The organism is Bacillus sp. 41-22 (genome assembly GCF_025809295.1).
Lineage (GTDB): Bacteria > Bacillota > Bacilli > Bacillales > Bacillaceae_G > Bacillus_A > Bacillus_A mycoides.
Genome location: NZ_CP084035.1, coordinates 3658940 through 3678187 on the forward strand (window position 1 = coordinate 3658940; position 19248 = coordinate 3678187).

At 34.4% G+C, this 19248-nt stretch carries 27 protein-coding genes; 3 read left to right on the plus strand and 24 right to left on the minus strand.

The genetic code is table 11. From position 1 onward, the window contains the following. Nucleotides 1–4 precede the first annotated feature (4 nt). From LCF45_RS18565 to LCF45_RS18600, 8 genes are all read right to left on the minus strand, one after another. Complete coding sequence (locus LCF45_RS18565; protein WP_263893151.1) at nt 5–1159, minus strand: phage major capsid protein; 1155 nt, start codon at nt 1157–1159, stop codon at nt 5–7. Between the two features lie 3 nt (nt 1160–1162). After that, complete coding sequence (locus LCF45_RS18570; RefSeq protein ID WP_263893153.1) at nt 1163–1957, minus strand: head maturation protease, ClpP-related; 795 nt, start codon at nt 1955–1957, stop codon at nt 1163–1165. Beyond that, nucleotides 1941–3104 (minus strand): phage portal protein, encoded by a 1164-nt coding sequence (locus LCF45_RS18575; RefSeq protein ID WP_263893154.1) that lies wholly within the window; start codon nt 3102–3104, stop codon nt 1941–1943. Before LCF45_RS18575 ends, LCF45_RS18570 begins: the two co-directional genes overlap by 17 nt. 8 nt (nt 3105–3112) lie before the next feature. After that, nucleotides 3113–4780 carry a terminase TerL endonuclease subunit gene (locus tag LCF45_RS18580; protein ID WP_263893155.1) on the minus strand — a complete coding sequence of 556 codons (1668 nt, stop codon included), beginning with the start codon at nt 4778–4780 and terminating at the stop codon, nt 3113–3115. Next, the gene (locus LCF45_RS18585) at nt 4777–5088 is read right to left on the minus strand and encodes a P27 family phage terminase small subunit (protein WP_048517240.1); all 312 of its coding nucleotides are present in this window, start codon (nt 5086–5088) and stop codon (nt 4777–4779) included. Before LCF45_RS18585 ends, LCF45_RS18580 begins: the two co-directional genes overlap by 4 nt. A gap of 121 nt (nt 5089–5209) precedes the next feature. Then, entirely contained in the window at nt 5210–5545 is a 336-nt protein-coding gene (locus LCF45_RS18590) for an HNH endonuclease (RefSeq protein WP_263893156.1), read from the minus strand. Continuing rightward, nucleotides 5545–5772 carry a hypothetical protein gene (locus LCF45_RS18595; RefSeq protein WP_016092202.1) on the minus strand — a complete coding sequence of 76 codons (228 nt, stop codon included), beginning with the start codon at nt 5770–5772 and terminating at the stop codon, nt 5545–5547. Before LCF45_RS18595 ends, LCF45_RS18590 begins: the two co-directional genes overlap by 1 nt. 451 nt (nt 5773–6223) lie before the next feature. Beyond that, the gene (locus tag LCF45_RS18600; RefSeq protein ID WP_000512143.1) at nt 6224–6739 is read right to left on the minus strand and encodes a DUF3231 family protein; all 516 of its coding nucleotides are present in this window, start codon (nt 6737–6739) and stop codon (nt 6224–6226) included. Between the two features lie 345 nt (nt 6740–7084). Between LCF45_RS18600 and LCF45_RS18605 the strand changes: the two genes are divergently transcribed. Further along, the gene (locus LCF45_RS18605; RefSeq protein WP_016092203.1) at nt 7085–7414 is read left to right on the plus strand and encodes a WGxxGxxG family protein; all 330 of its coding nucleotides are present in this window, start codon (nt 7085–7087) and stop codon (nt 7412–7414) included. A 344-nt stretch (nt 7415–7758) separates the two neighbouring features. Here LCF45_RS18605 and LCF45_RS18610 read toward each other — a convergent pair whose 3' ends face one another. The 5 genes from LCF45_RS18610 to LCF45_RS18630 all read right to left on the minus strand — a co-directional run bounded on the left by LCF45_RS18610 (nt 7759) and on the right by LCF45_RS18630 (nt 9890). Next, a complete protein-coding gene (locus tag LCF45_RS18610) occupies nt 7759–7992 on the minus strand; it encodes a hemolysin XhlA family protein (protein ID WP_263893160.1) in 234 nt (77 codons plus the stop codon). 474 nt (nt 7993–8466) lie between these two features. After that, nucleotides 8467–9009, minus strand: coding sequence for a site-specific integrase (locus LCF45_RS18615; protein ID WP_263893162.1), 543 nt, complete (start codon nt 9007–9009; stop codon nt 8467–8469). Next, entirely contained in the window at nt 9009–9491 is a 483-nt protein-coding gene (locus LCF45_RS18620; protein WP_263893163.1) for an ArpU family phage packaging/lysis transcriptional regulator, read from the minus strand. The genes LCF45_RS18615 and LCF45_RS18620 overlap by 1 nt, the downstream gene beginning before the upstream one ends. 27 nt (nt 9492–9518) lie before the next feature. Further along, nucleotides 9519–9689 carry a hypothetical protein gene (locus LCF45_RS18625; RefSeq protein ID WP_263893164.1) on the minus strand — a complete coding sequence of 57 codons (171 nt, stop codon included), beginning with the start codon at nt 9687–9689 and terminating at the stop codon, nt 9519–9521. A gap of 114 nt (nt 9690–9803) precedes the next feature. Beyond that, on the minus strand, nt 9804–9890 hold the full coding sequence (locus tag LCF45_RS18630) for a DUF3983 domain-containing protein (protein WP_263894893.1): 87 nt from the start codon (nt 9888–9890) through the stop codon (nt 9804–9806). Between the two features lie 76 nt (nt 9891–9966). Between LCF45_RS18630 and LCF45_RS18635 the strand changes: the two genes are divergently transcribed. After that, entirely contained in the window at nt 9967–10275 is a 309-nt protein-coding gene (locus LCF45_RS18635; protein ID WP_263893165.1) for a hypothetical protein, read from the plus strand. A 1469-nt stretch (nt 10276–11744) separates the two neighbouring features. Here the strand turns inward: LCF45_RS18635 and LCF45_RS18640 are convergent. From LCF45_RS18640 to LCF45_RS18690, 11 genes are all read right to left on the minus strand, one after another. Next, nucleotides 11745–11882, minus strand: a complete 138-nt coding sequence (locus LCF45_RS18640; RefSeq protein WP_263893166.1) for a hypothetical protein — start codon at nt 11880–11882, stop codon at nt 11745–11747. 1466 nt (nt 11883–13348) lie between these two features. After that, nucleotides 13349–13540 (minus strand): DUF3954 domain-containing protein, encoded by a 192-nt coding sequence (locus tag LCF45_RS18645; RefSeq protein WP_000512853.1) that lies wholly within the window; start codon nt 13538–13540, stop codon nt 13349–13351. A 71-nt stretch (nt 13541–13611) separates the two neighbouring features. Beyond that, a complete protein-coding gene (locus tag LCF45_RS18650; protein ID WP_263893167.1) occupies nt 13612–13974 on the minus strand; it encodes a cell division protein SepF in 363 nt (120 codons plus the stop codon). Beyond that, on the minus strand, nt 13949–14137 hold the full coding sequence (locus LCF45_RS18655; RefSeq protein ID WP_016109007.1) for a hypothetical protein: 189 nt from the start codon (nt 14135–14137) through the stop codon (nt 13949–13951). The genes LCF45_RS18650 and LCF45_RS18655 overlap by 26 nt, the downstream gene beginning before the upstream one ends. Before the next feature lie 2 nt (nt 14138–14139). Further along, nucleotides 14140–15462, minus strand: coding sequence for a replicative DNA helicase (gene dnaB, locus LCF45_RS18660; RefSeq protein ID WP_263893171.1), 1323 nt, complete (start codon nt 15460–15462; stop codon nt 14140–14142). Beyond that, the gene (locus LCF45_RS18665) at nt 15459–16439 is read right to left on the minus strand and encodes a DnaD domain-containing protein (RefSeq protein WP_263893173.1); all 981 of its coding nucleotides are present in this window, start codon (nt 16437–16439) and stop codon (nt 15459–15461) included. The genes dnaB and LCF45_RS18665 overlap by 4 nt, the downstream gene beginning before the upstream one ends. Before the next feature lie 278 nt (nt 16440–16717). Continuing rightward, entirely contained in the window at nt 16718–17002 is a 285-nt protein-coding gene (locus LCF45_RS18670) for a hypothetical protein (RefSeq protein ID WP_263893174.1), read from the minus strand. Nucleotides 17003–17186: 184 nt separating this feature from the next. After that, complete coding sequence (locus LCF45_RS18675; RefSeq protein WP_018780945.1) at nt 17187–17408, minus strand: hypothetical protein; 222 nt, start codon at nt 17406–17408, stop codon at nt 17187–17189. A gap of 14 nt (nt 17409–17422) precedes the next feature. Further along, nucleotides 17423–18010 carry a sporulation sigma factor-processing peptidase gene (locus LCF45_RS18680; protein WP_263893175.1) on the minus strand — a complete coding sequence of 196 codons (588 nt, stop codon included), beginning with the start codon at nt 18008–18010 and terminating at the stop codon, nt 17423–17425. Between the two features lie 90 nt (nt 18011–18100). Then, complete coding sequence (locus LCF45_RS18685) at nt 18101–18349, minus strand: hypothetical protein (protein WP_263893176.1); 249 nt, start codon at nt 18347–18349, stop codon at nt 18101–18103. Nucleotides 18350–18414: 65 nt separating this feature from the next. Further along, nucleotides 18415–18630 (minus strand): helix-turn-helix transcriptional regulator, encoded by a 216-nt coding sequence (locus LCF45_RS18690; RefSeq protein ID WP_070146863.1) that lies wholly within the window; start codon nt 18628–18630, stop codon nt 18415–18417. Between the two features lie 162 nt (nt 18631–18792). Between LCF45_RS18690 and LCF45_RS18695 the strand changes: the two genes are divergently transcribed. Continuing rightward, entirely contained in the window at nt 18793–19164 is a 372-nt protein-coding gene (locus tag LCF45_RS18695) for a helix-turn-helix domain-containing protein (RefSeq protein ID WP_263893177.1), read from the plus strand. Nucleotides 19165–19248: the final 84 nt, after the last annotated feature.

The window sequence follows — 19248 nt, forward strand, 5'->3', positions numbered from 1 at the left end:
CACATCACCCTTCAGCTGGCGGAGTTGATGTTTCTTCAATCTTCAATGTGTAAACTTGAGATGTATATTTATCCTTTGGCTTACCAGTAGCAAATTGTTTAGCAATATAAACTGTTGCATCTTCTAAAGCTAGTGTTTCTTCAAACTTTTTAATAGGCTCTGTGCCGCCCATCGCTGCAACATACTGACCTTTAACAAAGAATAATACTTTTCCTTGAGGCACAAACACCGACTCCGTAAGGATTGGGTTAAATGGCAAGCTAGTCACATATGCTCCAGCTGCATTTTGAATTGTCGCGTTTGCTTGAATATCAAAAGTATCAAATGGGTTTGTTACCATAACTACTTTTCCAGCAATATTTTTTGGTCTATCTGCATCTGAACCATCAGCGTTTAATTTTTTAGCTAGTAATTTAACTACACCTTTTAGTTCATTGATTGTTTTACGGCCTGGTTCAAACGTTAAAGTACCCACTGGTTTTTTATCTGGATATACTCCATTCGTAACACTTCCACTTGGATCTTTTAATAATCCGATAGGTTCATTTTTACCTGTACCGGCTACAAATCCACGTTCTAAACCTACTTTCATTGCTTCTGTAATCATTGTACGAACGTATCGTTCTACCCACACAGGCCCAAGTTTCAGCATGTCATTTGCTAATGGGATAAACGCTGTTAATTTAAGTTGGGCAATGCTATCTTTACGGAATGTAGCATTTAGTTGCCCTTTAATACCATCAAATAATGGCCCCCATACCGCTGCGCCTTCTGGATCTCCGTAAATAAATTCTGTTACAGCCCCTAAATTCTCTAAACCGATATGTTGTAAGAAAGGGTGGTCTTCAACTAAATCGTCAAAAATACGTTCTTGAGTTGTTTTAGGTAAAGTTTCAGTAGACTTAAAGCCACTTTCTTCAACAACGGCATTAAAGAACTTCATTTCTTCACTTGTTAGTACATTAGCACCACGGGACTGCATAATAGAACGATCTACCATTGATTCATTTACTTGATTTAAAATATCTGCTCGCACATCTGTAGCAAGTGCTTCAATCATAGAATTTAATGCTGCTGACTGTTCTTCTGGTGTGCCTTCTTGTGTTGCTTTCGCAAATGCTAGTTTCTTTTCTTCAAAGTTATTAAATTTAATTACCATAATTTATTTTCCTCCTAAATTTAAAAAGAGCGTACCCAGATTCTGTTTCGTATTAACAGGCTCTTGAATAGGCTCTTTTGGATTTGTTTTTGTATTAGTTTGTATCTCATTCAGAATTTCACTTTTTAATCCTGATAGTGCTGTATTTAAATCTTCTTTTGTAATTCCTTCAGCTTTCTCTTTATTGAGGGTTCCGTTTCTAAAACCATCGATTACTTTCTGTGGAATCATGGCAGAAACGGTACTTGAGGCCGTCATTCTAACTGGATTCTCCATGAACATGATTTCATCCACAAAGTTATTTTCTAATGCTTGTTGTGGCCCCATCCATGTTTCTTCCGCCATCATATTAAGTAGTTCTTCTTCGGATTTACCACTTTTAATGACATAAGCGTTCACGATTGCTCGATCTGTTGTTTTCAACATCTCAGCAGCTTTCTCCATATCACGATGATCTCCGCCATTCCACATGGAAGCATTGTGAATCATAATTTGTGCTGTTGGAGAAATTCGAACTTTATCACCAGCCATTGCGATAACAGAAGCCGCGCTTGCAGCTAAACCAACGATTTGAACTTCTACATTACCAGGATAATTTTTTAATGCTGTATAAATCTCTGAACCTTCATGTACATAACCGCCAGGACTATTGATTGATACAATTAAATCCTCACCATTGGCATTAGTAAGTTTATTTGCAACCATACCTGGGCTTGTTGCGTCCATTTCAAACCATTCATAAATCCAAGCCTCATCACTAGAAATGATTGGTCCTTTAACGTCAATTTTCACCGTCATTTTCTTTCTCACCCCCTTCAGATTCATCTAATTTTGTATAGTTTTTCGTAATGTGATGAACATTTAAGTTTGGATCATCCGAATCTTCATAATCTACTTCGGATCTAATCTCATTTCCTGTAAATGCGCTTGAAGAAATGAGCTTATCAATACTTGTTGCAAGGTCAAATATACTTTGGTAAGAAACAGCCTTAACTTCAATCTTTTGTCCTGAAAGATATTCATTCATTTCAAAGAATTTAACATTTGCTTCATCAGATAGCTTTTTTAATAATGGCCTTACTGTGAAAAGTATGTAATTTTTCGTTTGCTTCTCTACATCAGCCATTTCCCCATATAATAAAGCTGTTGGAATACCGATAGCCATTGCTACTTGATTTAAAAAACCACTGGTTACTTTGTTGATTTCTTCCACACTGGGCCCATTCGCAACACCATTATATATTTCGTTATAATTAATACCCTTTTGTTGTGGAACAATAGCAATATCTTTATTACCAAATGCCTGATACACATCGTCTATAAACTTTTGTAACTTCGCTATGTTCTCTTCTGTTTTTGAACCAGTCATCTCCATATCAACTGTGCCACGAACTTGATTTTTACGTTTTTGAGAGTTTAATATCCTACTAAATAAGTCCCCATAATCTGCAAATAATCCATCAATAAGTGGAGATAATTTATCATTTCGATACTTTAAATGAATAACTTCACTTTGCTTAAAACTTCTCTTAAAAGTGTAATCTTTTACTATTACATCGGTAAAAGTATCTTCATATACAGCATATTCATTATGTTGAAATCCATCGGCAATAAGTAAATCACCATCATCTGCTTGTATAACTAAGCATTCATTATCATAAATAAGTTTACGAATATACCTTTCCCAAAATGTGCTTGCGGTCATATTCTTATTCGGTCTAACGTTTAATCGATAATAAAGCTCATTCTTCTCAAAAGCTTTACCGTTTCTTACTCTAAATTCAGATTGACTAATCGTTCTTCCTAAAAATGATACGCATGTATCGATTGCTAATCGTTTCATATGAACCCTGTTTGCTGTATCAGCAATCAAATCTAGATCGACCATAAATTCTAGCTCTTTATTTCTTTTGAATACTGAACCTAACCATCCAATGGTTATCACCCCCTTTATTAGAATTTAATATCGCTTAGTATAAAGTCGGTTGCCTCTTGTATCTCATCCGCTCGATAAAGAGCATGAACAAAACATTGGAATCCATCTGTTTTTCTACGTACTGGCTCTTTTTTCTCGTATATTTTGTTTCCATCACCTTTGATAACAACCAATACGTTTTGTGTGTACCAACGCATTAAAGGGTTATCATCGAAAATAATTTGTTTATTTGCAAATGCCATTTCAATACGTGGAGCTAGTAAACTATGAATTGCTTTTGGATTTCGTATAACTTCTATTTCAAACCCTTCCGCAACTAATAAAGGCCTTATTGCTTCCATACGGAAATTATCAGCTATAATCTTTTTAACTCCGTATTGTTCGCGCATTTCTACAAACCAATCAACAATGTGTTGAGGATTAATAGTCGGTTCATCCACAACCGTTAGTAGCCCTTGTTCTTCCCATTCTTTTATTGGAGCAAATTTTTGTTTTTTAAATTCACCTGCTTTTTTAGAATATCCATAATAGATATCTACAAATTCCTTTCGGACAAAGGAATGCGTTTTAAAAATGTACTCACCATTTTGTCTAAATAAAAGGCCACATGCTGCAAAATCTCTAATACTCGCAAAGTCTAATGCACCTATACACTCTTGAGCATATAAATTAGGGAATGGACGATTTGTAGCAAGAATTTCTGACCACTTTGCAACGGAACGCTCTAAGTTTGTAACTGGTAAGTTCATACGCTTCGTCATGAACTCTTCTCGGTTACTTGGATCATCTTCTAAATCTTCGTATTCTTCCTTGATTGTTTCAAGCAATCCTTCGGCATACTCACTTAAAGGCTGCGATAACATAGGGTTTGCCATTTCCCAATCGTCTGGATCATCAACTTCTTTTTCATCATTCAATTTACAAATGAATGGAAAGATAGCGTTTGGACGGGCTTCACCGTTTAAAACCTTCATTGCTTTTTCTTTTTGCTTATCTAAGAAACCATCACGTACATATCCATCTGTACCAATATAAAATTCGCGTGGGTTTTTCTTTTTCCCTAAACCACTGATATGGACTCGCACATCTTTATTACTTTCATATTGATGTATTTCATCAAATACAACCGCGCCATCACGCAAACCATCTTTTGTATCTCCGTTTGATGTCCTAAACTTCAATACACTTCCTGTAGCTTTAGAAACAGTTTGAGTTAATGTTGTTTTAAATGCTCGTTGCAATATTTCATTCCGTTTAACGCATTTATGAACTTCATCAGGACTTGTTTTCGCTTGTTCTTCACTGTTTGCAACAACGGAAATGTTATACTCCGGAATACCATGCATTTCACTAATTAAAAAGTGAATGATGACTGATATTAATCCGTTTTTACCGCCACCACGTCCAAGCATCCATAAGAATTTACGATAAAATACGCGACCATTTTTCTTGTAAAATAAAAAGACGAATGCTATTAAGAATTTCTGAAAAGATTGTAATGGAAAGTACCACTTCTCACCAAAGCGGATACACTTCTCGATCATTTCATCATCAAAATATAAATCGTCTCTGTTCAAAACATATTTTTCTAGATATTCAATTAACAATTCTCTTTCTTTATTGAACTTTACTTTTCCACTTCGATAAAGTTCAATATATTCATTAATGTACTTTTGCCTAATCATGTTAGATCACTTTCACTATAACCCGCATTAGGAATGTTAGCCTTAACAACAAACTTTATATCTCTGCCTAACGCAATTAAAGAACTGTTAATTTTATTCCTCTCACCTATAAGAGGGTGGGCTTTAACAAAAACTTGAGAACCGTTTTTTACTGTTACGGACTCGCCTTCTTTATTAATGGTTTTATTTATTTTTCTAAATGCCTTGACCAGATCAATGTATCTTTCTACCTTTTCAACTTCGACTAAATCTGCAATATCAATACTATTCATGAGCTGTTCTTTTAACCTCACAATACTAACAGCCATCTACCCACCCCCCCTTACGTGCGTAATTTCGAAAAAAACCTGACAGTTAACCCCCTCCTCCGGTGCCCCTAAGACGAAAAATCGTTGAAATATTTTAAGGGGGGGGATTTTCGAATCATTTTTACCACTTTTCATCATGTTCCCATTTATTTTGTTTCTTTTTGAATGTTCTACCGTGTTCTTTATTGTGGCAATCCACACAGACTGTTTCTAGATTATCTATTTCTAATGCAAGTGCTGGATGATGTTCTAGTTCTTTTATATGATGGACAACGAGTTGTATCTTCTTACGCTTGGCACTCTCACTGTACTCATTGGTGTCCACACGAACATGACCTTTGCGCTTACACTCTTGGCATTCATAGTTGTCACGCTTCTTGACTTGTTCTCGTATACTCTTCCACTCACCACTGTCATAGAACTTACGCTTCTGTTGTTTGGTTTTGTATTCCTTCATCATTCATCCGTTACTAAGAACTCATTCATTGTTTTATCGAGCAAACTAATCATTGCTTCTCTTCTTTGTTTTGGTGTTGTGTTATCGTGTAGCTCATTATGAATTACACTTACCTTCTCTAACTTCCCAGGATTAATATTCCCATTCACTATTTGCTCACCCAATATGGAAATGAATGTACCAATCACAACTGATTGTTCTTGTTTGGTTAATTTAGTTAGATCCATCTTTCATCCTCCAAAATAAAAAGCACCCGAATGGATGCTTTTATATCAATTATTGATTTGTATTTTAATTACGGTAAATGAAGTTTTATTCTTCTTCCAACCACCTAATGTTGTTACTTTTATCTTCACCAACATTATTAAGTAGCTGGAAGAAGAGCAAAAGCTCTCCCTAATAACGGTAACATTCAATCACTACCATCTGCTGGTTACGGATTTTATATGCCATCATTATGAGTCGTTTAGACAAAATATAAAGGAATCTTTATGAGTTGTGTTTTCCGCCATTACTCACAATACAAATATAACACGGTAATTGCAAAATAGCCGGCACATTTACTGCCAAAAAGCGGTCACAACTCTGCCACTTATTTTAATTCGCTAACAACATTTATTTTCCTAGACTACCTCACTGCAACAGCCATAAAGAATAGATTGAATGTTTATTTAGGTATTATGCTTGATCTGATTGTAGAACATGTAATGGAGGCGGAATAATCCAACCTTTTTTCTTATTCAGACGAAGTAATATAGCTCCAGCTTGTGCTTTTTTCATATGAAATTGACCAAACATCATTCCTACATCTTCTCGAAGAGATTGACCCATAGCTTGGCTACATGCTACTAACCCAGCAGCAAGATCCATAGAAACTTTTGCAGCAATTTCTGCATCATTAATGCGAGCTCCAGGAGGAATCGTTTCAATAGATGCAACTGGTCTTTCTGGAGGTGCTGGTGGTAATGCAACACCATTTAATTTTAATATATTTTTTAATTCTTCAACTTCTGATTGGATATCATTCTCTACAAGGTTTTCTAAAAATTTCTTTAAATCCTCGTCTCCTGTGTGGTTAATAAGAACTTGATATCCAGCAATTGCACCTTGTGCCGCTGCAAGATAACTCCAAATCCCAAAGACTTCTCCGTAGTGCATTGGTTCATTTTGTGGATTTCCACTTAAAATACCCATAAAAATATTCCTCCTTAAAGAAATTAGACTTTTAGCAACAATACTTACTATAGAAAAAATTTTCCCAACCATGTTCTGGATTAAAGAAAATAAGTTCTTATAACTCATAAGGAACACCTTACCCAAATATAGTAATTACCTCTCATAGAATGTACTGTTACCAAAAATTTATTCTTATAAAAAATAAATAAATTTCAATTAACTTAATCCATTATTATAAGTACTTTTAATAATAAAAATTAAAGATGTTTATCACAATTTCAATTCAAATGGTTATATATATTTCCAACCGAATATTGTCTAAAGGAACTGGAGACATTACTAAATACGAAAGGAGGGAAAACCATGAAGAAAAAACTTTCATCTATTTTAGGTGCCCTATTACTAACTATTATGGTTTTTGGTACAAGCGTCCATGCTGAATACGATGGATATAATACGAATAGAGTTAACAATAATAACATTACAACTCGAGTTAATGACAATAATATGAATAGAGTTAATGACAATAACATGAATAGAGTTAATAATGATGTGAGAACTCGAAATGTAAATACGACAAATGATTTAAATGCTAATCATAATAAAAATAATAATTGGGCTTGGCTTGGTTTATTGGGACTAGTAGGATTATTTGGTCTTAGAAAAAAAGACAAAGATCCAGAAACACGTTAATGTAGAACATTGCATTTAATTTTAAAAGATATTTATTTTTTTAAAATCAATAACAATTGTGATTTGAACCATAATTTTGCCGCTTGGGCAGGCTTATGGTTCTTTCGGTTTGTGGCAATCCGCCTATAACCTCAATGTTTGCCTATACTGTCCAAGACTGTTTCACCTATTGCTTGTTAAGAACAGGAGGTAATTTCTATGACTGTCAAAATATATGTAAACCACATCCACAGTAAAGAGTGTACCCTTTGAGCCCCTCAATCCTTGAAGGGCTCCCACGCTAGTTAATCAAATAATCTCTTTGCTTCGCTAAATCCGTTTTGATTGACCAACATCCTTTTTTCCTATAACAGGGCTCTTGCTACTACACCAAGTACTCCTGTTAACAATCCGCTTATGATTAATCGTAAAATCCATGTAGTATTTGCACTAATTTTATCTAATTGTTTATTAATAGTTAAAACATCCTTTTCAGCTACTAGTATTCTTGTTTCTAAATTTTTCATATCATGTTGTATAGCTTTTAAATCTAGTTTCATTTGATTAAAATCTTTTTCTAGTTCCTCCAATTTTGTCATATAACATATTTCTCCTTTTAAATTTAATTTTAATACCTTATATGTATATGATAATTAAAGGATAGTGATACAAAGAGAGGTCCCAAATCTATTAGGGTTGCACCACCTGCCCATCAAGCTACATTAATAAAAAACACGGCAACTTTATGCTTTATATTAAAACTTCTGGCAAGTTTATAAGTAAAAAAAGATTTATGGCAATATTATGGTTCAAATCACAACAATCACAAAAAACAGATGCAATTAATCGGAAGCAATGAATTTCTTAACTTAAAAGTAATAGAGCATTACATCTGTTTGACGAACTACGCTCCTTTTTTATGCCTTTTCTTCACTTACCCATATCTTATATTCTGTGTAACTGAGCCAAACGCCACAACCCTTGTTATTCATAGTTTTATAACACTTTCTCTTTTGAGTTACACAGTTAGAAAATTATGCGTAACTGTATAGATTAAAAAGAAAAAACAATGCTTAGATTTTAAATCTACTCATTGCTTTATCCATTGCATCTTGATTTACACCTATATAACGTAACGTGACCTTCTCTGACGAGTGATTGAATATCTCCATAAGTAATGCTATGTTTTTGGTTTGCATGTACATGTGATACCCGTACGTCTTTCTCAAGGTATGCGTCCCTATCTCGTCTAATCCAAACTCTGCTGCGGCTCCACTTAATATCTTGTATGCCATACTGCGGCCAATTGGACGATTCTTCCCCTGTCTACTTTTCAATAGATACTCATCATCTTCTCTATTTTCATTGAACCATCGAAGTTCTCTCTTTAGTGCTGCTGTAATCTGTATACGCTTCTGCTTACCTGTCTTCATTTCACGCATTGAGATGTGACTACCATTTAAATCTCCAACCTTTAGTTTTAAAATATCACTTATACGTAAACCTGTATTAATTCCCATTACAAACAAAATATAATTACGTTCACTTTTTTCCTTTAGATGTTCCTTAATTTGTTGTATTTGCTCTTGATTACGTATCGGCTGAACAAAATTCATTATTCATTACCTCCAGTCTCTTCTGTCTCGTAAACTTCTAATCCAAGTGCAAAAGCAAGTTTATAAAACGCTTTAGACTTCCAACGTCGATAAGTACGCTCTGACATTCCGATTTCGTTATAAACCATGTAATCACACATATCCTCTTCTTCTAAATAACGTTTACAAATAATATCCCTTTGAATACTTCCTGCACGTCCGTTTCCTAATCGATTTAGAAACTGATTAATACGTAATGACATCCTTTCAAGCCATTCTTCTCGTTTACTTTGTTGAATATTTGCTATAGCAACATTTTCTAACGGCTTACCAACTGCATGTGTAGGACCGTGCTCACGTATTTCATAAGAAGGAGTGACTTTCATTTCTTTACGCATCATCCCAAATTGTCTATGTATACGTACACTTTCCAACACGCCTTCTAATTCCTCTTGCGTTGCCGTTCTATCGATTTTTGGTAAGAAAGATAATTGTTTAGTCATGTAAGACCACTCCTTTTTATTTTTAAATTACTTTTGTCTTAAAGCTCCACGTCTACGTTCATAACGTGGTCCATGAACCCCCATTAAATTTTCAATGTCACGAGTGCTTAGCTTCTCTTTTGATTTTTTCTTCTTTTTCTTTTTCACTTGATTTGATTGCTTTTTCCATTCACGCAATTGATCCTTTAGTACTTTCATTCTCCCCATCTCCCTTTTCAAAATAAAAAGGACACCTATTCCTAAAACAGCCATTTTGCTGCTCTAAAAATTGGTGTCCTCTAGTTTTCTAGCCGGACTATATTCAGTTTCTTTTCACTTTAAGATACCAGCCTGTACAAAAATGTTTCTCCAGGCATTTTTAACTCTATATTTTTCAAAGGATTTCGCACGTCGAACAATAGCTTTTCTGGTTTTCTTTTTATTTTATTTTCCATTAAAATTAAATGGAAATATTTTAATAACATAGGAGAAAGCAATGAAACATAACATCAATCTATGGTCCTTTATTTTTTCTTTTATTTGCATTGGTTTATTCCTCTTATATCTTGAGATTGGTTCGATAGCCTCATCTGAAACGAAAATGTTTATTATGAATTCACTACCTATCCACCCTTTATTTTTTTTACTAGTTTTAACACTGGCAACCTTTTTTGCTGGTATGAAAGGATTCTCTAAAGTAGATAATTGGATCGCGATGCTTAGAAGCATAGCAACAGTCCTACTAACATTGTCATTGTCATTTTTTTTAACACTAACTTTGATCGTGGGCTATGCATTAAGTTAAAAGTAATTCTTCACAAATAAAACTCAATATTCCGCGAATATTATAAACAATCCAATGTCCTTGAAGGAGTAATTATGAAATTTCTAAAATATATAGCCCTTACAATCGGGTGGATTGCATTATTCGGAATATGGTGGGCTATATTCTTTCATTAAATACATCTACCTCCTGAATAAAACTCAATTTCCCGTCAATAATGTAGATAGGCTGTTAGCCAGAACCCATTTAAAGTAGTTGTCTTTGTACCTCCTTGTAGGGAGCAGTTAGCTTTTGCTAGCTGCTCTTTTTATTTCACTGTCACCCATTAGATAAAAGTTCATATATTATTTTGTGCCATCCTTTCTACTAGGTGAGCTCGTCATTTTATTTCCGCATAACCTTCATGAAAGAGCACTGTTCGAAGGTGCTCTTTTTATTTATCTGAATAATCATCACAATTCTGTACATACTATCTGTAAGCTACTTTCTTAACAGTGATTGTAGCTTGAACCCTTTTGGTAATGGAGCAGTTAGCTTTTGCTAGCTGCTCTTTTGCATACTTTGTTATATTTAAACCCATACTAAACATTGGTTATGTGTATACATGACCAAAATTTCTAATAACAAATTTACTGTTCAAATGCATCCTTCGGTTATTCTCCTTTTGGATGCATTTGAACTTTACAAAATGAGATTGTTATTAAACTCATTTTCACTCCCACATAATATTTTTAATTCTGCTTATACTATAGCTGTAACTAAAAGTTACATATCATTTACTTGTAGGGCCTAATTTTCTTTTGTAAAACAAGTAGTTAGCTTATTAAGCTAGCTACTTGTTTATGCAAAGTAAGGTTTTTGTTTAGTTCACTTTACACATTGAATAAACTTTTAAGTTTCTACCTATACTACTCATGAGCTATTACAGATGTAGCTCAATCTTTCCAAATCAAAGCTGTTCATTCATTTGGCAGGCAGTTCACTTACCAACTGTCTGCCATCTTATTTTTATTGGTCCTTTATTATAAAATCCAAGAATTAATTCCCACAAATTGTAGATACTATAGGTATGCTAACAGCCGTAATAGTTTCCCCATGAAATTGTGCCGAATCACATATCCTTTAGAGAACATTGCAGTTAGCTTAATTAGCTAGCTGCTTTGTTTGTTAACCATTTTTTTTGCACGAATGCAGTTTATATGCATAACTTTTAAATTGAAATCCATACTATATTTAGGTCTTAATATCTAAAACCCTTATTTCAACCTTAGACCTAACAAATCGCTCCTCTCCCTTCCCTGGGGCTAAGCAGTTAGCTTTTGCTAGCTGCTCTTTTTTATTAGTCTGATTATAAAATTTTGTTCTTATTTCTTTCTCACACCATATACTTCTAACCTAGACACAGCTCATAGAGTTACCTCCTACCTTGAAGAGCACTTGTACATGGTGCTCTTTTTTAGTTTCCTCATTTCTACACAATGCAATTTTTATTAAGAAAACTTATTTACGCCTTTCAGTTGATCGTTTTCTAACTCAAGTTCACTTATTCTTCTTTGTAGCTTTTTAATTGTATTTATTGCCATAAAAGCAGTTTCTTGAGCTTCTTTCAAATTCCCCACTAAGGACATTTTCAATCTCCCTTTCAAATAACGATTTTGTTACTTTTTCGTAACCACTTTAGGCTTATATACATGTTACATTTTATAAGGATTTACAAATTCCCCTTTGCAAACCCATAATATCTTCTGCCCTTGTGACCCCAAAATACAAGGGCGGTTTTTAATAAAAAATAAGGATTTTGTTAAAAAATTAATTAAATTATCCAGCATGGTGCACTCTATATCTAAAAGGAGTAACCATGAAAATTTTAAAATACATAGCCCTTACAATCGGATGGCTTACATTACTGTCTTTTTGGTATACATTATTCTTTCTTTAATCTACGTTATAGTTCTTGACCCAAGAGCACCACACACTCTAATGGTGCTCTTTTTAATTCAAATAACTATTTTGTTCACTTTTTTGTTACATTTTTGAAACATTCATGTGTTATCTTCATTAAGTCCTTTTAAAAACAGAAAGATTTATTATGTAAAAAGTCCTAGTCCCCTCTAGGGCTTTTTACATTAAAATAAAGATTTCATTTAAAAACTACACATAAATTTGAAGCATACATAAAATAATCACAGTCACCTTTATATATAAATCTTGGTCATAGAGCGCCTTAAAAAGCGCTCCTTTTCTTTAAATAAGGGTTTTATATAAAACTGCACATATATTAGAAACATACATACAATAATCATGATCAACTCAAAATTAGTCATTGAGCACCTTTTAAGGTGCTCTTTTTCAGTACATATTTTCGTTTCAAATAACTATTTTGTTAAATTTTTTCACATTTAAATCGGACAAGCATATGTTATTGTATGGAGACCCTCCAGGCATAGGAATCTACCTTTCTAATCTAAGAGCATTGTTATCTACGTGCTCTTAGATTTTTTACTATGAAATAACATTCTTATAAAAGTTTTCACCTTTAGATAAGACAAGCATATATTATTGATATGGAAGCTCTTCACTTATAGGAATCTCCTTACAAAGAGCACTTTGAAAAGGTGCTCTCTTTTCACCCTTCATGAAAAAATACATATATTAATATCGGCTGCACATGTATTCAGCTTACAAATTGGGCCTTGTGAGCTGTCACCTTTTTAAGGAGCAGAGCACATTTAAACATGTGCTCTTTTTATTCAATTTTGATTACACGATTATGCAAAAGAAACATAAAGTATATGGTAATTCAATACTCATAAAACCTATCTTTCTAAGAGCCTACTCATTTGTACGCTCTTTTTTTGTTTTCAATTAACGCTTTTGTTTAATAAAAACCAATTAACTATAATTTGAAAAATCGGAAACATTTACTCAATGTTTTTTCTGAATACTCATGCTATTATTTATGTGCTGGTGTTCACCATCCCAAGAACTCAGTAATTTCATCCACAGACTCAACTCTCACCCTTTTGAGAGTTGAGTTTTTATTTATATGATTATCCCCATCCCCTCTGCATATTTGTACAAAATTCAAATTTGATTAAAGTAACTGTGTTTTTCTTTCTTCCATACGAATTACTTTTCCACTTTGATATACAAATGATTGTTCACCAAATCCACCTTGGGGTGGTTCTATTAGTTGGACCTGACCATTTTTAACAACATATATTCCGTTTATTTTCAAATCTATTTCAGCTGTCATTTCTACAAGATTTTCTTTTCTAATTCCCACCAAGATCACTCCCATATGTTATAATTACTTTGTCGAAGCAAGTCGGGAGCAATCTCGGCTTTTTTGTTTGTCTACAAATATCGCACAACATTTTCTGGAACAAATGATTGTTCAAGAGATAAATGAAGCCGTATTGGAATCGGCTCTTTGCTATCCCTTGCTCGCTTACATATCTCTTCAGCTTCTTCCCAATCAAACTGTTTTTCCTCCACTCGCTTATAACGCCAAATCCCAATTGTATAATCCTCAAATAATTCGTGACGATCATCTGGCGCTGTCGTAGGTTTTAATTCATCAATCGCTTTGGCATGACGTGGTATTTGTACAACCACATCTGCATACCGTAATTTTGAATTCAAACGGTGAATATGAGCTTTCTTAGGATCAAATGATACAACTGGTTCCACGTCAAAAATTGTTAATTGCTTTGGCATTGTTCTTTCCCTCCAATACCTGCAAGCTTGCAATTAAGATTCCTTCAAGCTGCGTTAACGTTAGTTGATCTAATGTTTGTCCGTTAATTTCAGCTAATCCTAATCCCAATAATTTACGAATGATCGCTAGTTTTCTACGCTCTACTTCCTGACGTAACAACATGATTAAGCCTCCTGTTGGTGATTGAACTTCCGCTCTAAATTTACAAACTTACTAAATTCTTTAATGAATGCTAATTCACCAACACCAACTGGACCATTTCTCTGTTTCGCTAAAATGATTTCCGTTATGTTTTTATTTTCTGTTTCACGGTCGTAATAATCTTCACGATATAAGAATGCGATCAAGTCCGCATCTTGCTCAATTTGACCATTCTCACGTAAATCTGATAGTAATGGGCGTTTATCCTGTCTGCTTTCAACAGCTCGGCTTAACTGTGATAATGCAACCACGCATACATTTAGCTCTCTTGCCATAAGTTTCAACTTGCGACTAATCTCCCCAATCTCCTGCATGCGGTTTCCTCTATGCTTCGAATCACCTACAATAAGCTGCAAGTAATCAATTGCGACTAGCACCTTTTTATCAGGATACTTACGCTTTAATTTCCTAGTCTTTGCGTAAATCTCTTGCATCGTTACATTTGCTTTATCGTAAATTTCTAATGGTAAATCATTTATCAAGCCCATAGCCTGACTAATCTTTTCCCAATCCTTTAAATTACATAGCTTTTTAGGGTTCTTTAATTTCGTAGCATCTATATTTCCAGTACTTGAGATCATACGCTTAAGTAACTGTTCTTCGCCCATCTCTAGAGAAAAGACCCCTGTTGCTGTATGAGCGCTTGCTGCATGGAATGCAATGTTTAATACAAATGCTGTTTTCCCCATCGAAGGGCGGGCACCGATAATAATTAAATCACCTTCTTGCAATCCTGCGGTCATTCTGTTTAAGTCGTCATAACCAGTTGGTATACCGGTTAAATCCCCTACATCAATTTGCATGTTCTTATACAGATCAACTAGGGTTTCCTTTAGGTTAAATTCATCTGAATAACCCGTCTCCTCAATGGCGCTTAATTCATCAATCGATGTACTAATAGCGCTCATATCTCTTTCATGCTGAAGACGATTATATAAATTACCAGCAACCTCTTGAGCATGTCGCATCTTCCAAGCTTCAATCACTAAACCTTCATGATACGAGAAGTTTTTAGTTGTTGTTACAACTTCTGTCAGGTTTACAAAGAATTCAATTCCGCCAATCTGATTCATAAAGCTTTCATCGAATTTCCCCATGAGAGCGATAAGGTCTATTGGAACCTCAGCATCCTCTAACTCTCTCATCGCTTTAAAAATCACTTGGTGTGTTGGTAAAGAAAACTGTTTTGCCTTCAGCTGGCAATCTTTAATTAAATCGCCTTCTTGGATAATGCTACCTAAAACACTTTGTTCAGCTTCTGTGTTACGAATCATATCGTTACTCATTGAACCATCCACCCACTTTTTTGATTAAGCGCTGCAAGTTCTTCATCCGTTGGAATGTTTTGTTCCCATGATTCTTGCTGCTGTATTACGTTTTTAGTAGATTCCGATAAGCCTTTTTGTTGATAAGGTGCTTGTGTCTGTTGCTGCGCTTTTGTTAATCGCTGAGTACGAAATGCTTTATCAGCTGCCTCAACGTCCATTATTGTTTTCAATCCCTTAAGATGCCAATCTCTTAAAATCGTATTTACGTAATTCATGTTTCTTGTATTTTTCTCTAAAGCGATTTCCATAGCTTTTACAACAAGCTCTGCATTTAAATCATCTATCCATGCATGAATACCATCTGCAATAAAAGGTGTAATCAGTCCGAAGTTTTGTTCGTAAAAAGAAATCGGATTAACCTCAACAACTTCTTCCGCGCTTGCGCGTTCTTCTTGTTGTTGTTCTTTTTCTTTTTCTTCTTCTTTTTCTTCTTCTTTTTCTTCTTCTTTTTCTTTTTCTTCTTCCTTGCTAGGGTCTTGGAAGCCCCTTATAAGCCCCTCCAAACGGACTGATAAATACTCCTTAATACGAGGGATTTTGAAATCTTGTTCACGTTCTAATTGCAAACATGTTTCATAGAAATCAGCTAAAAAATCTTGGTCCTTCACAGATTGAATCTCTTTTAAAACACACTTTTCAATGTTTACATTTTTAATCGGATTGAATTTCAACCAGTTGATTAAGAACAACTCTTTTGTTTTTTGGTTGTAATTAATTTTTCCGTACTCAGCAAAACGTTCTAGTAGCTTCATAACAGTTTCACGGTTATATCCTGTATCGGTTTCAATAATACGAAGTGGAAGCTCATAGATTCCTGATTGAGACGTCTTACTGTTTGTCATCAAATATAAGTAGAAATACTTCTCCTCCGGTGTAAGATCTAAAACAAATGAATCCTGCCAAAATGAAACGTGTACTGGTCTATAAACTGCCATATTATTCATCCTCCCGTTTACATATCGCAAATCCGTCTTCTACACGTAATAAGCGATAATTCTTATATCCTGTTTTGAGATATTGTTTTACTAAGTAAATTAGGTGTTGCTCTGATGTTGCTTGTTGAAACACTTTAGGATTCAGCAACACTCTATGTGATGATTTGTCTAAAAGCATGCGGCACACTCCGTTGTTATACGAATGCTAATTTGATATAATTAATCCTAAGATCTTTGCAAGACCATTTATCTATCACTCTGCCAAGTGATAGACTTTTTTATTTTCTACGTGTTACCAATGAAGCGTTAACTCCTCTTGCTCTTAAATCTTTAATCACTACACGATAACTCATCGATGCCTCATGTTCCTCTTTTGTATCACGAAGCATTTTAAATTCTTTCATACATCGTTCCAGTTCTTCTTCCCAGTAATTTGATTCTTCAGCTGAATTTGCAGTAAACATGTTATGAATACATGCCACCATACAGTTATGAAGTTTATTTGCAAATGAAAAATCTCCTGGAAGAACTAGATCATGAAGAGAATCGTTTTTATATGTCATGAATTACATCTCCTTTCTATTTAATTTGATGCTGTATGCATCGTTACAACCAGAAAGGAGTTTTGTAGAGGTAAGGGAGGAACAATAATCCCTTTCTGGTCATAACGACAAGCACAGTGGCTTGTCCAAATAATGAATAAAATGGTATAATTACTTTGTAGAATTTATTGCGAGCTACTGTTGTCTAGGCGGTAGCTTTTTCTTTTGCCCACTTATGTTTTAAAGTAAATGATGCCTCAATAATTTTGATTCGAATTCCCACTAACTTTTTCTCTTGTTGTAATTCTCCTGACTTTTTATCATCACCAAATGTTTTAGCTATTTTTATTTCACCAGTTAACTTTGCATCATAACGAATTAGTTCCTTATATTCTCTTAAGCTTGGATTCTTGTAATCTACTGTCATTTACATTTCCTCCTTTATAAAACTTTTGTTAAAGTCATTAAGCTATCCACCGATTGAATAATAACGTTCTCCGCCATAGCCTTTTGCAACCAGCTTCTTTGTATTTGTTCCATAATGCCAAAATGAACTTGCTCAAGAGCTTGTACTACACATTGAGTAGCTTGGATTGTATCGAAGATTTCTTTTGCATGAACTGCGTATTCATGTCTCTTTTTTTCATCAAGCTTCCATGACCTTGTTGCAACTTGTAAGTTCATGATTTCCTTCGCTGCTAAAATCCCCTCTTCTGCTTGTTTAATGTAGTTCATCAATTGTAAATTCACATCTTGAGTTAAACGTGGATCTGTAGGTGGTAAACCAACACCATAAATATGTTTAATCGCTTGTTGATTCAACTTTGCTCCTGTTGCATGACACCAATCCATCGCAAGCTCAAATTCTGGTTTAGAAAGTCCAGATTCAATACGAGTTAAGCGTTCATGTGTAATACCAAGGTACTTAGATAACCCTTTCTTCGTTTTCAGCTGAACATTATCACAACATTCTCTAGCATTCTGTAATAATTCCCCTATTGCTGAATTGCAGTATATGCTTGTTCCCATATCTGTTCGCCTCCATATTTAGTTTTCAAATGATTATAATAAATGTAGTACATGCGTAACTTGTCTATTATTCATGTAAAAAGAGAGGAACTATTCCTCAATATTTTCTTTCACTTGCATTTCTTTGATGATGGCCCAACCAGCCTTGTAATATGCTTGAAGGATTTTATCAATATCCTTTTGCGATTTTGGTTCAGGAGCCACAACACGGACTTTCGTTTTTCCAAATTCATAAGTCGCTGCATATTCTTCTTGTTGGCTCATGGTGTCACCTCTTGAAGGGCTTTTTATATGTTTATGCTGTGGATCTACTGGTACTGCCATTTGAATTGTTGACATTTTTTCACCTTCTTTCATTATTCAGACATAGATCTTCATTACCATTCAAACCCTTGCACCATTTATCATTTCAAAACTTTGCAAACTGAATAGCGCGTAGGTAAAAAAATATCTTCTTTTTTCTTCTCATATAACTTTGCAATTTGATCCGCTCTCTCTGTACTAATCTGCCGCTGTCCGTTTTCAATTTGCGATAAATAGCCACCTGAAATACCGAGTTTCTTTGCAGCTTCTTCAATACTAATTCCCAATTTCATGCGTATTTCTTTTGGCCCACTCAATTCTTTATCACCACCTAAAACTTTGCATTTTGTGTTATTAACCAAAATATACTACGCAATGCGCAAAGTGTCAACGCGTTTTGCAAAGTTATTGTCAATTCATTTCAAATTTTGCACTTTGCAAAGTATAATTAAACTCAGAAGTTGAATAGGAGGATTCCTATGATTGGAGAGAATTTACGAAAATTAAGAAAGACAAATAACCTAACTATGAAAGAGTTAGGTCAAAAATTAAATCTGGCTGAGTCAACAATATCAGGTTATGAAAATGGAAACAGAAAACCTGATTATGACACGCTAAATAAGTTTGCAGATTTCTTTGAGGTTTCAACTGACTATCTTTTAGGCAGAAATGTTGCTAAAACTACGTCCAGAGACACTGATACCTATAACCCTTTAACAGATCCAGATTTAGGCCTTTGGTTTAAAGACATCAAAGACGCTTCTCCTGATAAACAAGAAGAGCTTAAACAGTTTTGGGAGTTTATTAAAAGTAAGGAGAAAAATCGTAAATCTGGGGATAAACAATGTTAATTTAAATGCAATTTATAATGAATAATCGCACGCTATATTGCGTGTTTTTATTTATATATTGCTGGTTAATTACCCCTTTAATTC